The 13,403-nt window shown below is 68.4% G+C and carries 13 protein-coding genes; 10 read left to right on the top strand and 3 right to left on the bottom strand.

Annotated features, from left to right (window positions below; all coding sequences use genetic code 11):
• Positions 1 to 45 precede the first annotated feature (45 nt).
• A complete protein-coding gene (locus C0J29_RS17285) occupies positions 46 to 1,647 on the top strand; it encodes a PE family protein (RefSeq protein WP_120793066.1) in 1,602 nt (533 codons plus the stop codon).
• 20 nt (positions 1,648 to 1,667) lie between these two features.
• Here the strand turns inward: C0J29_RS17285 and C0J29_RS17280 are convergent, their stop codons facing one another.
• Complete coding sequence (locus C0J29_RS17280) at positions 1,668 to 2,321, bottom strand: hypothetical protein (protein ID WP_120793065.1); 654 nt, start codon at positions 2,319 to 2,321, stop codon at positions 1,668 to 1,670.
• A gap of 78 nt (positions 2,322 to 2,399) precedes the next feature.
• Between C0J29_RS17280 and C0J29_RS17275 the strand changes: the two genes are divergently transcribed.
• From C0J29_RS17275 to C0J29_RS17265, 3 genes are read left to right on the top strand one after another with little or no spacing between them, the layout of a single operon-like run.
• Positions 2,400 to 3,905, top strand: coding sequence for a carboxylesterase/lipase family protein (locus C0J29_RS17275; protein WP_065163289.1), 1,506 nt, complete (start codon positions 2,400 to 2,402; stop codon positions 3,903 to 3,905).
• Between the two features lie 18 nt (positions 3,906 to 3,923).
• Positions 3,924 to 5,963 (top strand): DUF7064 domain-containing protein, encoded by a 2,040-nt coding sequence (locus tag C0J29_RS17270; RefSeq protein ID WP_065049039.1) that lies wholly within the window; start codon positions 3,924 to 3,926, stop codon positions 5,961 to 5,963.
• Entirely contained in the window at positions 5,960 to 6,448 is a 489-nt protein-coding gene (locus C0J29_RS17265) for a gluconokinase (RefSeq protein ID WP_082994189.1), read from the top strand. The genes C0J29_RS17270 and C0J29_RS17265 overlap by 4 nt, the downstream gene beginning before the upstream one ends.
• Before the next feature lie 9 nt (positions 6,449 to 6,457).
• Here C0J29_RS17265 and C0J29_RS17260 read toward each other — a convergent pair whose 3' ends face one another.
• A complete protein-coding gene (locus C0J29_RS17260; protein WP_120793064.1) occupies positions 6,458 to 7,450 on the bottom strand; it encodes a DoxX family protein in 993 nt (330 codons plus the stop codon).
• 74 nt (positions 7,451 to 7,524) lie between these two features.
• On the opposite strand from C0J29_RS17260, the gene pncA reads away from it, so the two are divergent.
• A complete protein-coding gene (gene pncA, locus C0J29_RS17255; RefSeq protein ID WP_065049043.1) occupies positions 7,525 to 8,088 on the top strand; it encodes a pyrazinamidase PncA in 564 nt (187 codons plus the stop codon).
• The gene (locus tag C0J29_RS17250; RefSeq protein ID WP_120793063.1) at positions 8,085 to 8,882 is read left to right on the top strand and encodes a nuclear transport factor 2 family protein; all 798 of its coding nucleotides are present in this window, start codon (positions 8,085 to 8,087) and stop codon (positions 8,880 to 8,882) included. The genes pncA and C0J29_RS17250 overlap by 4 nt, the downstream gene beginning before the upstream one ends.
• Here C0J29_RS17250 and C0J29_RS17245 read toward each other — a convergent pair whose 3' ends face one another.
• Complete coding sequence (locus tag C0J29_RS17245) at positions 8,883 to 9,233, bottom strand: DoxX family protein (protein ID WP_120793062.1); 351 nt, start codon at positions 9,231 to 9,233, stop codon at positions 8,883 to 8,885.
• Positions 9,234 to 9,317: 84 nt separating this feature from the next.
• On the opposite strand from C0J29_RS17245, the gene C0J29_RS17240 reads away from it, so the two are divergent.
• The 4 genes from C0J29_RS17240 (at position 9,318) to C0J29_RS17225 (ending at position 13,402) form a co-directional block, all read left to right on the top strand.
• Positions 9,318 to 10,226: a sigma-70 family RNA polymerase sigma factor gene (locus C0J29_RS17240; protein WP_120793061.1), complete on the top strand. Its 909-nt coding sequence runs from the start codon at positions 9,318 to 9,320 to the stop codon at positions 10,224 to 10,226.
• A 110-nt stretch (positions 10,227 to 10,336) separates the two neighbouring features.
• Complete coding sequence (locus C0J29_RS17235) at positions 10,337 to 11,656, top strand: ABC transporter substrate-binding protein (protein ID WP_120793060.1); 1,320 nt, start codon at positions 10,337 to 10,339, stop codon at positions 11,654 to 11,656.
• The gene (locus C0J29_RS17230) at positions 11,653 to 12,585 is read left to right on the top strand and encodes a carbohydrate ABC transporter permease (protein WP_242460459.1); all 933 of its coding nucleotides are present in this window, start codon (positions 11,653 to 11,655) and stop codon (positions 12,583 to 12,585) included. Before C0J29_RS17235 ends, C0J29_RS17230 begins: the two co-directional genes overlap by 4 nt.
• Positions 12,572 to 13,402: a carbohydrate ABC transporter permease gene (locus tag C0J29_RS17225; RefSeq protein WP_065163283.1), complete on the top strand. Its 831-nt coding sequence runs from the start codon at positions 12,572 to 12,574 to the stop codon at positions 13,400 to 13,402. Before C0J29_RS17230 ends, C0J29_RS17225 begins: the two co-directional genes overlap by 14 nt.
• Position 13,403 lies beyond the last annotated feature (1 nt).

Genomic DNA, 13,403 nt, shown 5'->3' with positions numbered 1-13,403 from the left:
GATACCCTGTGCTTCACATCGGGCCGGGCCCGGGGGAGGTGCGCAATGTCGTCTGTATGGGTCACGCCGGAGATAATCGATTCTGCCACAACAGAATTGATGACCATCGAAGCAGCGGTCAACGCCGCCAACGCAATTGCCGCGATCCCCACCGTACAGATACCCGCCGCCGGCGCCGATGAGGTGTCCGCGGCGATCGCCACACTCTTCGGCCGGTACGCATCGGGCTACCAGGCGTTGGGGGAGCAGGCGCAAGCCTTCCATGCCCGGTTCGTGCAGGCCCTCGCAGCGAGCGCCGCGTCCTATGCCGGTGCCGAAGCCCTCAACGCGGCTGCGCTGGGCCCCCTCAACGATCTGCTCAACCTGATCAACCTGCCGACCGAACTGCTGCTGGGTCGCCCCTTGATCGGCAACGGCACCAACGGCGCCGCAGGGACGGGCGCGGACGGTGGGGCCGGTGGTTTGTTATTCGGTAACGGCGGCTCCGGCGGGTCCGGCGGCGGCATCCATCCCGCCGGCGGAAGAGGCGGCGCCGCAGGGCTGTTCGGCAACGGCGGGGCCGGCGGGGCCGGCGCCACCGGCGGCGTGGGCGTCAATGGCGGCGTCGGCGGGACCGGTGGTAACGGCGGCTGGCTCTTCGGCAACGGTGGGGCGGGGGGCGTCGGCGGTGACGCTCCGACAGGCTTCGGTGGGCTCGGCGGTGCGGGCGGGCAGGCGATCTTGCTGGGCGCCGGCGGGGTCGGCGGTGCGGGCGGCCTCGGGTCCACCGGCGGTGGTATCGGCGGCGCCGGCGGTTGGGGCGGGTTACTGGCCGGCAACGGCGGCGCCGGCGGTGCCGGTGGCGGCGCGAGCACGGCGGGCAACGGCGGGGCCGGCGGCGCCGGCGGCAACGCCTGGCTGATCGGCGACGGCGGGGCCGGTGGGGCGGCCGGGGCAGCGACGGCCCCGGCTGCGACCGGCGGACTCGGCGGAACCGGCGGGGGCGGAGGCAGCGGCGGGCTGTTGTTCGGCAATGGCGGCAGCGGCGGCGCAGGCGGATCCAGCGCGGCCGGCGGCACCGGAGGCACCGGCGGGTTCGGCGGCAACGCCGGACTGATCGGCGCCGGCGGCGCCGGCGGCTCGGGCGGCCTGGGCGGCGGTCACTTCAGCGAGACCGGCGGTGCCGGTGGCAACGGCGGTGCGGGTGGCTGGGTGTTCGGCAACGGCGGTGCCGGCGGGGCGGGCGGGGACGCGCTGGCCCAGGCAACGGGTGCCGGCGGTGCCGGCGGCGTGGGGGGCAATGGTGGTGGCGCGAGGCTGTTGGGTGACGGCGGCGTCGGCGGGGCGGGTGGTACCGGAGGACGGGCCGACGGCGCCGGTGATGCCGGCGGCGCCGGAGCCCGCGGCGGCCGGGGCGGACCCGGCGGCTGGGTGTTCGGAAACGGCGCGGCCGGCGGACGCGGTGGCGACGGCGGATCGGCAGCTACCGGCCCCGGCGGCACCGGTGGGGCAGGCGGCGGCGGTGGTTCCACCACCCTGATCGGCGACGGCGGTGATGGCGGCAGCGGAGGCAACGGCGGGTCGGGCACGCCTGACGGTTCGACCGGAGCCGGTGGCGCCGGTGGCGTCGGCGGATTGTTGTTCGGCAGCAACGGCACGGTCGGCTGAGCCGAAAAAGGTTGGGGCGGTCAGCAGTTGAACGCGATCCCGACGCCATCAGGCGGCGGCGCCGACCGTAGGCACCCGTACGGCTGGATGCCGGCCGCGCTGAACCGGGCAGCGGACTGGTGGGCATAGTTGACGCAGAACAGGCCCGCCTGGTCGGCGCGACAGCGAAAGTCACCGAAGGACAACGAGTCCCCGTCGGCCAACGGCGTTCCGGTGCCGGCCAGGAACGGTCCCGGATCGGCGCGGGCGGAGCCGACCTGCAAGTTGGTGCCGTTGAAGTCCACCCAGCCGCCCTTCCACTCCCCATAGGCCGTATCCGGCCGGGGCGGGGGACTGGTCAGCTCGACCAGACACGACAGCAAGCCGACAGTGTGCTTGGCGTCCGTCGTACATCTCGCTTTGCCGCCGGTCGCGCTGAACGCGACATTCCCGTCGAGTTGATAGCGCGCCGGGTCAGCGGGATGAGCTGCCTCAATCCAGGTGATGACCGCCGCGATCGGCGCCCCGGCGGCCGGCGCACCCGACGCCTGGGCAGGCGTCGAGGCCGACGCGGACGGCCCTGTCTGAGTAGCTGGCTGGGTTGAGGACGGCTGGGGCGGCCCGGAACCCCCGGCGCCGGTGTGCGAGCACCCGGCAACCAGTATCGGGATTGCGACCAGCGCGGCGATCCGCATCCCGTCAGGCTAGCCGCCGCACCTCGGATTTTGGCGCTGCGCACGCCGTCCCGTCGGTGCGTCGGTTAACGTCGAGTTATGCACGAGCGCATCGTCCGCGCCCGCACCACCGCCGGAACCGTCGAAGGCTTCACCCGCGACGGGGTCAACCGCTGGCGCTCGATCCCGTATGCCAGGCCGCCGGTGGGGCCGCTGCGCTATCGGGCGCCGCAGCCCGTCCAGCCCTGGTCGGGCGTGCGGCACTGCCACGGATTCGCCAACTGCGCCCCTCAGCAGCGCCGTTACACGATGCTCGGGGTCGGGCGTTATCAGCCGATGAGCGAGGACTGTCTGACCCTCAACGTCGTCACCCCCGAAGCCGGCGCACCCGAACCGTTGCCCGTCATGGTGTTCATCCACGGTGGCGGCTACATCCTCGGCAGTTCCGCCACGCCGCTGTACGACGGCGCCGCGCTGGCCCGCCGGGGATGCGTGTACGTGTCGGTCAACTATCGGCTGGGCGCGCTCGGCTGCCTGGATCTGTCGGCGCTGTCGACCCAGGACGTCATTATCGACGGCAATCTGTACCTGCGTGACCTGGTGATGGCACTGCGCTGGGTCAAGGAGAACATCGCCAACTTCGGCGGCGACCCCGACAACGTCACCATCTTCGGCGAGAGCGCCGGCGCGCACATCACCGCGACGCTGCTGGCCGTGCCCGCGGCGGCAGGGCTGTTCCACCGGGCCATCTCGGAGAGCCCGGCGGCCGGCATGACGCGGTCGACGGAGGTGGCCGCCGAGTTCGCGACGCGGTTCGCCGAACTGCTCGGCGCGCGCAGCAAGGACGCCGCCAACGCGGTCATGCGGGCTTCGGCGGCCCAACTCATCGAGACCCAGCACCGGCTGATCGACCAGGGCATGCAGAAACGGCTGGGTGCCTTCCCGATCGGCCCCGTCTTCGGCGACGAGGTGGTGCCGGTCGATCCCGTGGAGGCGATGCGTACCGGCCAGGCGCACCAGGTACCGCTCATCGTCGGCACCAATGCCGAAGAGGGGCGCCTGTTCACCCGCTTCCTCGGCATGCTGCCGACCAACAAAGCGATGGTCGAAGCGCTACTCGCCGAAGTGGAACCCGCTGCGCGCGAACGTATTACCGCCGCATACCCGAAGTACCCCAAGCCGGAGGCGTGCATTCAGCTGGGTGGCGATTTCGCGTTCAGTACGGCGGCCTGGCAGATTGCCGAGGCGCACACCCACCACGCGCCCACCTACCTCTACCGCTACGACTACGCCCCGCGGACCCTGCAGTGGTCGGGCTTCGGGGCCACCCATGCCACCGAGTTGTTCGCGGTCTTCGACATCTACCGCACCCGGTTCGGTGCGCTGCTCACCGCGGCGGCCGACCGCGGGCCCGCCCTGCGGGTCAGCAACGACGTGCAGCGACGCTGGCGGTCGTTCAGTCGCTCGGGTGTGCCGGGGGACGACTGGCCGGTCTACACCCACGACGACCGCGCGGTGATGGTCTTCGATCGCAAGTCGCGCATCGAGTTCGACCCACACCAGCACCGCCGGTTGGCCTGGGACGGTTTCACCCTCGCGCGCTGACCTGGCACGCTGACCCCCATGGTTTCCAATACCGACCAGGCCATCGAGCGGCCCGGCGACCTCACCCCCGAGTGGCTCACCGCCACCGTCCGCGCCGGCACCGTCTCGGAGTTCACCGCCGACCGCATCGGCACGGGCCAGATGAGCGAGTGCTACCGCATCGGGTTGAACTATGCCGACGCCGATGCTGCCGACCCCGACGATCCCGACGCCGAACGCGCGCCCGGCCCGCCGTCGGTGGTGCTGAAGGTCGCCGCGACCGACCCGGTGAGCCGGCAGACCGGGCTGGCGCTCGGGCTCTACGAGCGTGAAGTTCGCTTCTACCACGACATCGCGCCGCGCCTGGGCGGGGCGATCGCACCGTGCTATCACGCCGCGATCAACATCTCCACCGGCGTGTTCGACCTGCTGCTCGACGACGCCGGACCCGCCACGGTGGGCGACGAAATAGCCGGCGCCACAACCGAACAGGCCCTACTCGCGGTCACCGAGCTGGGCCGCCTGCACGGCCCGCTGCTGGGCGACCCGGCATTGGCCGACGCGCCGTGGCTGAACCGGGAATCACCGCTCAATCAGGCGATGATCACCCCGCTGTACGCCGGTTTCATCGATCGGTACGCCGATCGGATTGCCCCGGAACACCGCACCGTCTGCGATCGCCTGATCGGCGCGTTCGACGGCTACCTGGCGCAGGAGGCCGCCCGCGGCGGCATTCAGGGACTCGTGCACGGGGACTACCGCCTGGACAACTTGCTGTTCGGAGCCGCCGGTGCCAGCCGGGCACTCACGGTGGTGGACTGGCAGACGGTTTCCTGGGGCCCGGCGTTCACCGACCTGGCCTACTTCCTGGGCTGCGCGCTGCCGGCGCACGATCGTCGCGAACAGTATGACCGCTTGTTGCAGGCCTACCACGAGGCGCTCGGGCCTCAGACTCCAGTCAGCCTCAGCGACGTCCGCGACGGGGTGCGGCACCAGAGCTTCTTCGGGGTGATGATGGCAATCGTCTCGTCGATGCTGGTCGAGCGCACCGAGCGGGGCGACCAATTGTTCATGACGATGCTGGAGCGGCACTGCCAACATGTGCTGGACATCGACGCGCTGGCGATATTGCCGGCCGCCGCCGCTCCCGAGCCGTTGCGGCCGCAACCGGAGGACGAGGGAGCCCATCCGGCCACCGACGAACCCCTGTGGAGCGAGAGCTGGTACGCCGACTTCGTCGACGCCGCAGAGGGATTGGGCGGCTGGTTCCGTATAGGCTTGATACCCAATCAGCAGATCGCATGGATCCACGCGCTGGTATGCGGGCCCGATCAGGCAACGGTCGCCGTCGACTACCAGATACCGCTGCCCGCGGATGCCTGGACGGCGCACACCGACAGCCTCGAACTCGCGCACTCCAGCGACGCTGCTCTGCAGACCTACCACGTCGACATCAAGGCCAAAGGCCAGTCCTACCAAGACCCTTCGGCGCTGCTGCGCGGCGAGCCAGGCGAGCCGGTCGACCTTGCGATGAACCTGGTGTGGACCACCGACGGCATCCCGTACCAGTACCGGCTGACCACCCGGTATGAGATCCCGTGTACCGTCTCGGGCACGGTCACCGTCAAACATGCTCGCTACCAGATCAATTCGGTGCCTGGGCAGCGTGATCACTCGTGGGGCGTGCGCGACTGGTGGTCCATGGACTGGATGTGGACCGCGCTGCACCTGCAGGACGGTAGTCATCTGCACGGCGTGCGAATCCAGATTCCGAACACCCCGGCATTCAGCATCGGCTACGCCCAGGACCGCACCGGGAACATCACCGACCTGACCACCGTGGACATCCGGGAAGCGTTCAGCGCCAACGGTTTACCCGAAAATCAGACGCTACAGCTCGCCCCGGCTGAGATCACCGCGGACGTGCGGATCCGGGCGCACGCGCCGGTCCGGTTGGTCGGCGTCGACGGACGGGTGAGTCACTTTCCGCGCGCCTGGGTTGACGTCACGACCACCGACGGCCGCAGTGGCGCCGGCTGGATGGAGTGGAACCGCAGTCAGGTCGACCAGAGTCGGTGACCCGCCCAGTCGTGGTGATCGGGGTATCCGGGTCGGGCAAGTCGACCATCGGGGCCGCACTGGCCCGGCGACTGGGAGTGCCCTTCGGGGACGCCGACCACCTGCACCCGCCCGCCAACATCGCCAAGATGGCGGCCGGCGAACCACTCACCGACGACGACCGCTACCCCTGGCTGGACAGCGTGGGCCAATGGCTGGCGGCGCACCCCAGCGGTGTCATGAGCTGTTCTGCCCTCAAGCGGGCATACCGTGACCGGCTTCGACGGCACAGCCCGTCGACTTACTTCCTGCACCTCCGCGGCCGACCGGAGCTCATCGCCCAGCGCGTGGCCGCCAGGCCCGGACATTTCATGCCCGCGACCCTGCTGCAGTCGCAGCTCGACACGCTGGAGCCGCTTGGGGCCGACGAACCCGGCGTCACCGTCGACATCGACGACCGCGATGTCGACGCGGTCGTCGATGCCTTCCTGAACTGGGGCGGCTAACAGGGGCGGCTAACGTCCCCAGCGCTTGCGGGTGGTGGTGAGCTGGTCGTCGAGGCGGTCGCGCGCCGTCTCGGCGAACTCGTTGCCGCGGGTCACCGCCGTGTCGGCGAGCCGGGAGCCGCGTTCACGAGCGGTTTCGGCCAGTTCCAAACCACGCTCGCGGGCCGTGTCGGCCAACTTCTCGCTGCGCTTGCGGGCGAGTTCGGCGTAGTCGGCACCGCGGTCGGCGGCCACCTGAGCCAGCTTCTCGCTGCGCTTGCGCGCCTTCTTGGCGTACGGCTTGCTCTTCTCCGCCGCGGTGGTGGCCAAATCGCGGCTGCGTTCCAAGGCGGCTTCGGCGTAGGGCGCGCTGCGCTCGGCGGCCGTATTGGCCAACTCGCGCCCGCGTTCCAGGGCCGCTTCGGCGTACGGGGCGCTCTTCTCGGCGGCGGTGCTGGCCAGTTCGCGGCCGCGCTCGGCGCCGGCCTGCAGGCCGTGCACGATCTTTTCGCCCAGCTCCGAGTCCAGCACGTCATGTGAGGAACCCGGCAGCGCTCCGGACACCCGGTCGGACAGCCGCTCGGCCGCACGGCGTCCCCGCCAGCCCAGCGACGGCTTGCCCGCGGTGTCAGCAGACGCGATGAGCAACCCACCCAGCAGGCTCACATCGGCCAGGAATGCGCGCCGCTTCTCGGCCTTGCGCTCGGGGTCGGGCTCGTTCCAAAACATGTGCGTGCCAAGGTTTCCCGGAACCACCGTCAGCGCCAGCGCGGCCGAGGCCAGCCGGGGCAGCTTGCCGGCGGCCAGCAGCACACCACCGCCGATCTGGACGGCGGCGTTGATCTGAGCGAACGTCTCGGCGTCCGCGGGAATGTTGCTGCTCACCGAATCCGGCAGAGACTGCAAACCGCTCACCGTCGGTTGTGCCGCTTGAGCTGCGGGTTTCGGGTTCAGCAGGGCGTCCACTCCCTGGCCGATAAAGACAGCTGACAACATGGGTCGGGCGATTCTGCGGATCAACATGGGCGCTGTGTTCCCCGGCCGGCCAGCCCACAAACCCGCCGGATCCTCGGTAATTCGGCGATATGGTGTACGGCGTGCGAGCGTTGATCATCGTCGACGTGCAGAAAGATTTCTGTGAGGGTGGCGCCTTGCCCGTCCCCGGTGCGCACGCTGTAGCCCGCTCGATCAACGACTATCTTGCAGGCGATCCCGGCTACCACCACATCGTGGCCACCAAAGATTTTCACATCGATCCCGGCAGCCACTTCGCGCACGATCCCGACTACTCCTCGTCCTGGCCGCCGCATTGTCGAGCCGGCAGCACCGGGGCGGAGTTCGCCCCCGGCCTCGACACCGGCAAGATCGAAACCGTCTTCCGCAAGGGCGCCTACGGCGCGGGGTACAGCGGGTTCGATGGCGTAGACGAGAACGGGACGTCGCTGCTGGACTGGCTGCACCAACACCACGTCGACGAGGTCGACGTGGTGGGAGTGGCCACCGACCACTGTGTGCGGCACACTGCGCACGACGCCGCCCGGGCCGGCCTGGGCACCCGGGTGTTGCTGGACCTGACGGCGGGCGTATCCGCCGATTCGACCGCCCGGGCACTGCACGAAATGCGAACCGCCAGTATCGAGTTGATCGGAAAGCAAATATGACGACCTCGCACAGAAACGACCTGCTGGCCGCGGTAGAGCGCTCACCGCAAGCGGTTTCGGCGCACGACCGCGACGGGTGGGTCCAGGTCTTCACCCAGGACGGCCGCGTCGAAGACCCGGTGGGATCGAGCCCGCACGTCGGGCACGACGAGATCTACCGCTTCTACGACACCTTCATCGGCCCGCGCGGCATCACCTTTCACCGCGACGTCGACATCGTGTCGGGTGACACCGTGCTCCGCGATCTCGAACTCGAGGTGGCGATGGGCGACGCCGTGACGATGTTCATTCCGGCTTTCCTGCGCTATGACCTGCGAGAGGTGGGCGGGGAGTGGAAGGTTGCGCGCCTGCGTGCCTATTGGGAATTGCCGGCCATGATGGTGCAGTTCCTGAAAACCGGGACCCGTGCGTTGACACCGGGTGTCCAACTCGGCAAGGGCCTGCTGGGCAACCAGGGTCCTCGGGGCGCCGTCGGCTTCATGACCGGGTTCCGGCGGGTGGGTGCACGGCACAAGAGATTGGTCGAGGGCTTCCTGCGGGCCGCTGCCCGAGGCGACGAATCGATCGCCCGGCAGATGTTATCATCCGATGCCGCAATAACTTTGGGTGACAGCCAGCCGTTGGAGCTTGCGGAACTCGGCGAGCACCTGCGTGGCGCCAACTGGGCCAAGGTCATCGGTGCCGGGTCCACCGTCGTGGTTTCGGTGGCCTCCGATCACGGGCGGGGCATCGTGTTCGCCGACGTCGCCTGGCGCGGCAACCGGATCAACGCCGTCCGTTACTTCGCCGCCTGATCAGTGGGACGCCGATAGCGCCAACGAGAGAACCGACAGCAGCAGGTAGCCGGCGGGGAAGGCGATGTTCGAAAAGACGCGCGCCCGGACGTGCACGATGACGGCGCCCGCGAAGTACAGCACCAGCCCGACAGCTGCGGCAATTCCGATGTGCCGCAAGCCAAGAAGACCGACGAACAGGCCGCCGGCCCCGGCCAGCTTCAGCACGGCCAGCGTCGGGAGCCAGGAGCGCGAGACGCCGACGCGGGCCGAATTCGCCAGCACGAATTGCGCGGGAACCAGGTCCGGTATCGCGATTGCCGCGGTGGCGGCAATGGTGGTGACGACGACCGGTACATAGGCGATGTGCATTACAGTCATGGGAAAGGTCTCCTTCGCAGGTCGAACAGATGCGCTCAGCTTCTTGACGATTTCTGCCCGGGAAAGGTGACCCCCGTGAACACAGCAGTGGACCTTGTCGATCTGGCCCAGCGATTCGAGGCGGATCGAGGGCGCCTGAAGTCAGTGGCCTTTCAGCTGCTCGGCTCGCTTTCTGACGCCGAGGATGCGGTGCAAGCGGCGTGGTTGAAGGCCAGTCGCTCCGAATACGCGGCCGTCGCCAATCTGACGGCGTGGTTGACCACCATCACCGCACGTGAGGCGCTCGACCAACTCCGTGCCCGGAAGCGTCGCGCGGAACAGCCCTTGACCGACGCCGACGCTGATGCCGCCGTCGGCGAACGTTTCGTCGCGGCCGCAGCCGACGAAGAGGTGCTCATGGCGGAGTCGGTGAGCCGCGCGCTGCTGGTGGTGCTCGATCGGTTGCCGCCCGCGCAACGCGTCGCGTTCGTCCTGCACGACGTGATCGCCGTGCCGTTCGAGACGATCGCCGACCTGCTGGACCGCTCGCCGGCCGCCGCCAAAAAACTGGCAAGCCGGGCGAGGGGACGCCTGCACCCGGCCCCGTCCGCGCCCGCGCCGCGCACGGCTGAGCACCTCGAGGTGGTGCGGGCTTTTCTGGCGGCCTCACGCGGCGGTGACATCGATACGCTGGTGAGACTGCTGGCTCCCGATGTGGTCCGCACGGTCGACCCGGCGCTGGTTCCCGCCGATGTGCCCGTCGAAATGCGCGGTGCCAGAGCCGTTGCGGAGGAGACCCGTCGATTCACCGATCGGGCGCGCGCCGCAGCGGTGGTGCTGATCGACGGGCGGCCCGGCATCGCCATTGCCCCGGCCGGGCGGCTGCAGGCGCTGTTGCGCATCGCCCTGGGCGCGGACAACTTGATCCAGGTCGTCGACATCACCGGCGACCCCGAACGGCTGCGCAACGCCGTCCTGACCCTGCCGCCGGCGCGGTCGTCCTGAGAATCGGCTCTGGGAACTGGCGCATCCCAGGCGGCGCACAGAACTGTCGACTATGAAGAACATCAGACACCGCCGCGGGAGGGCGGCAACGGGCCGGTTCCGGGAGCACCATGATCGACAAGCCGTTTGGACGGCGCAGCCTGCTACGGGGCGCAGGGGCGTTCGCGCTGACACCGTGGGCGGCGGCATGCGCCGCTGACGACGACGCGCTGACCTTCTTCTTCGCCGCGAATCCCGACGAGATCCGGCCGCGGATGCGGGTGGTCAACGAATTTCAGCGCCGGCACCCCGACATCAAGGTCCGCGCGCTGCTGTCGGGACCCGGCGTGATGCAGCAACTGTCGACGTTCTGTGCGGGCGGCAAGTGTCCGGACGTGCTGATGACGTGGGAACTCACCTACGCCGAACTCGCCGACCGCGGTGTGCTGTTGGACCTCAACTCGCTGCTGGCGCGCGACCAGGACTTTGCCGCGCAACTCCACGCGGACAGCATCGACGCGCTGTACCGGACGTTCACCTACCCGGCCGGTCCGGAAGGCGGGCAGTACTCGTTCCCGGAGCAGTGGTCGGGAAACTACCTGTTCTACAACAAGGCCATGTTCGAGGCCGCCGGGGTGCGTCCGCCGCCGGGCACCTGGCAGCAGAGCTGGAGTTTCGCCGAATTCCTCGATGCCGCAAGGGCTCTCACCAAGCGGGAGGCGTCGGGACGAGTCACGCAGTGGGGATTCGTCAACGCCTGGGTGTCCTTCTACTCGGCGGGCCTGTTCGCGATGAACAACGGCGTGCGGTGGTCATCCCCGCGGACCAATCCGACCCATCTCAACTTCGACGACGAGGCGTTCGTCCAGGCGGTGCAGTTCTACGCCGACCTGATCAACAAACACAAGGTCTCGCCCAGCGCGTCGGAGCAGCAGTCGATGTCCAACGCCGACCTCTTCTCCGTGAACAGGGCCGCGATCGCGCTGGGCGGGCACTGGCGCTACCAGACCTTCGACCTAGCCGACGGCCTGGATTTCGACGTCGCACCGCTGCCGCTTGGCCCGGGCGGGCATACCGCCTGCTCCAACATCGGTGTCACGGGCCTTGGCATCGCGGCGACCAGCAAACGCAAGGAACAGGCGTGGGAGTTCGTGAAGTTTGCTTGCGGACCCATCGGTCAGGCCCTGATCGGTGAATCTCGATTGTTCGTGCCGGTGCTGCGATCCGCGATCAACTCACCCGGATTCGCCGACGCGCACCGCAGGATCGGTAACCTCGCGGTGCTCACCGACGGGCCGGTGGTGTCCGAGGGTCTGCCGATCACCCCGGCCTGGGAGAAGGTGGTCGCCCTGATGGATCGCAACTTCGGACCGGTGTTGCGAGGTGCACGGCCCGCGACCGCACTGGCCGGGCTGTCGCATTCGGTCGACGAGGTGCTGCGAAACCCGTGACCGCAACCGACACGCCCACCCCCGCGAAGACACCCCCGTGGCGCCGGCGCGCCTGGGCCGGAAGGCTTTTCATCGCACCCAACCTCGCCGCGGTGCTGCTCTTCATGCTGTTCCCACTGGGCTTCTCCCTGTACATGAGCGTGCAGAAGTGGGACATGTTCACTCCGGCCAAGTTCGTCGGTCTGGACAACTTCCACAATCTGTTCACCTCGGACCCGCTGTTTCTGATCGCCATGCGCAACACGGTGATCTACACGGTGGGGACGGTGCTGCCGACGGTGCTGATCAGTCTCGTCGTTGCCGGTGTGCTGAACCGGAAAGTGAAGGGGATCGGCGTGTTTCGCACGATCGTCTTCCTGCCGCTGGCCATCTCCTCGGTCGTGATGGCGGTGGTGTGGCAGTTCGTGTTCAACACCGACAACGGGTTGCTCAACATCATGCTCGGCTGGGTCGGGATCGGCCCGATACCGTGGCTGGTCGAACCCCATTGGGCCATGGTGTCGTTGTGCATGGTCAGCGTGTGGCGCAGCGTTCCGTTCGCGACGGTGATCCTGTTGGCGGCGATGCAGGGTATTCCGGAAACGGTGTATGAGGCCGCCAGAATCGATGGTGCGGGCGAGATCCGGCAGTTCGTGTCCATCACGGTGCCGTTGGTCCGCGGTGCGATGTCGTTCGTGGTGGTCATCTCGATCATCCACGCGTTTCAGTCTTTCGATCTCGTCTACGTCCTGACCGGTGCCAACGGCGGACCAGAAACCGGCACCTACGTGCTGGGCATCATGCTGTTTCAGCACGCGTTCTCGTTCCTGGAGTTCGGTTATGCGTCCGCGCTGGCGTGGGTGATGTTCGCCATTCTGTTGGTGCTGACGGTGTTGCAGCTGCGCATCACCCGCCGTCGTACCTGGGAGTCGTCCCGTGGTCTCGGCTAAGCGCGCCGTCTTCCGGGCCGTCGCGTCCTACGCGGCGCTGATCTTCGTTGCCTGGTGCGCCTTGTTTCCCATCCTGTGGGCGATCTCCGGGTCCCTGAAGAAGGAGGGCGAGATCAGCGAACCGCGGCTGTTGCCGTCCAGCCCGCGCTGGTCCAACTACACCACGGTGTTCGATCTGATGCCGTTCTGGCGGATGTTCTTCAACACCGTCCTGTATGCCGGATGCGTCACGGCCGGCCAGGTGATGTTCTGCTCATTGGCCGGATATGCGTTCGCGCGGTTGGATTTTCGCGGCCGCGATACCTTGTTCCTGTTGTATCTGGGCACCTTGATGGTGCCGCTGACGGTGACAGTGATCCCGCAGTTCATCGTGATGCGGACCTTGGGATGGGTCGACACGCCCTGGGCTATGATCGTGCCGGGTTTGTTCGGCAGCGCGTTCGGCACTTACCTGATGCGGCAGTTCTTCCGCACCCTGCCGACCGATCTCGAGGAGGCGGCGATTCTCGACGGATGCTCGCCTTGGCAGATCTACTGGCGCATTCTGCTGCCTCACGCCCGGCCCGCGGTGATGGTGCTCGCCGTGCTGACGTGGGTCAGCGTGTGGAACGATTTCCTGTGGCCGCTGTTGATGATCCAGCGCGGCAGCCTGGCCACCCTCACCCTCGGGCTGGTCCGGTTGCGCGGCGAATACGTTGCCCGCTGGCCGGTTCTGATGGCGACCTCGATCCTGATCCTGCTGCCGTTGGTCGTCATCTACGCCTTCGCCCAGCGCTCGTTCGTCCGCGGCATCGCCGTCACCGGGATGGGCGGTTAGC

It is taken from the genome of Mycobacterium paragordonae (assembly GCF_003614435.1).
Classification (GTDB): domain Bacteria; phylum Actinomycetota; class Actinomycetes; order Mycobacteriales; family Mycobacteriaceae; genus Mycobacterium; species Mycobacterium paragordonae.
The sequence above is the reverse complement of the archived record's forward strand: the minus strand, read 5'-3'. Positions and strand labels throughout refer to the sequence as shown.

Bases quoted from the DNA above. Each gene is read 5' to 3' on its own strand.
- C0J29_RS17285 (WP_120793066.1), top strand. From the start codon at position 46: ATGTCGTCTGTATGGGTCACGCCGGAGATAATCGATTCTGCCACAACA.
- C0J29_RS17280 (WP_120793065.1), bottom strand. From the start codon at position 2,321: ATGCGGATCGCCGCGCTGGTCGCAATCCCGATACTGGTTGCCGGGTGC.
- C0J29_RS17275 (WP_065163289.1), top strand. From the start codon at position 2,400: ATGCACGAGCGCATCGTCCGCGCCCGCACCACCGCCGGAACCGTCGAA.
- C0J29_RS17270 (WP_065049039.1), top strand. From the start codon at position 3,924: ATGGTTTCCAATACCGACCAGGCCATCGAGCGGCCCGGCGACCTCACC.
- C0J29_RS17260 (WP_120793064.1), bottom strand. From the start codon at position 7,450: ATGTTGATCCGCAGAATCGCCCGACCCATGTTGTCAGCTGTCTTTATC.
- C0J29_RS17250 (WP_120793063.1), top strand. From the start codon at position 8,085: ATGACGACCTCGCACAGAAACGACCTGCTGGCCGCGGTAGAGCGCTCA.
- C0J29_RS17245 (WP_120793062.1), bottom strand. From the start codon at position 9,233: ATGCACATCGCCTATGTACCGGTCGTCGTCACCACCATTGCCGCCACC.
- C0J29_RS17235 (WP_120793060.1), top strand. From the start codon at position 10,337: ATGATCGACAAGCCGTTTGGACGGCGCAGCCTGCTACGGGGCGCAGGG.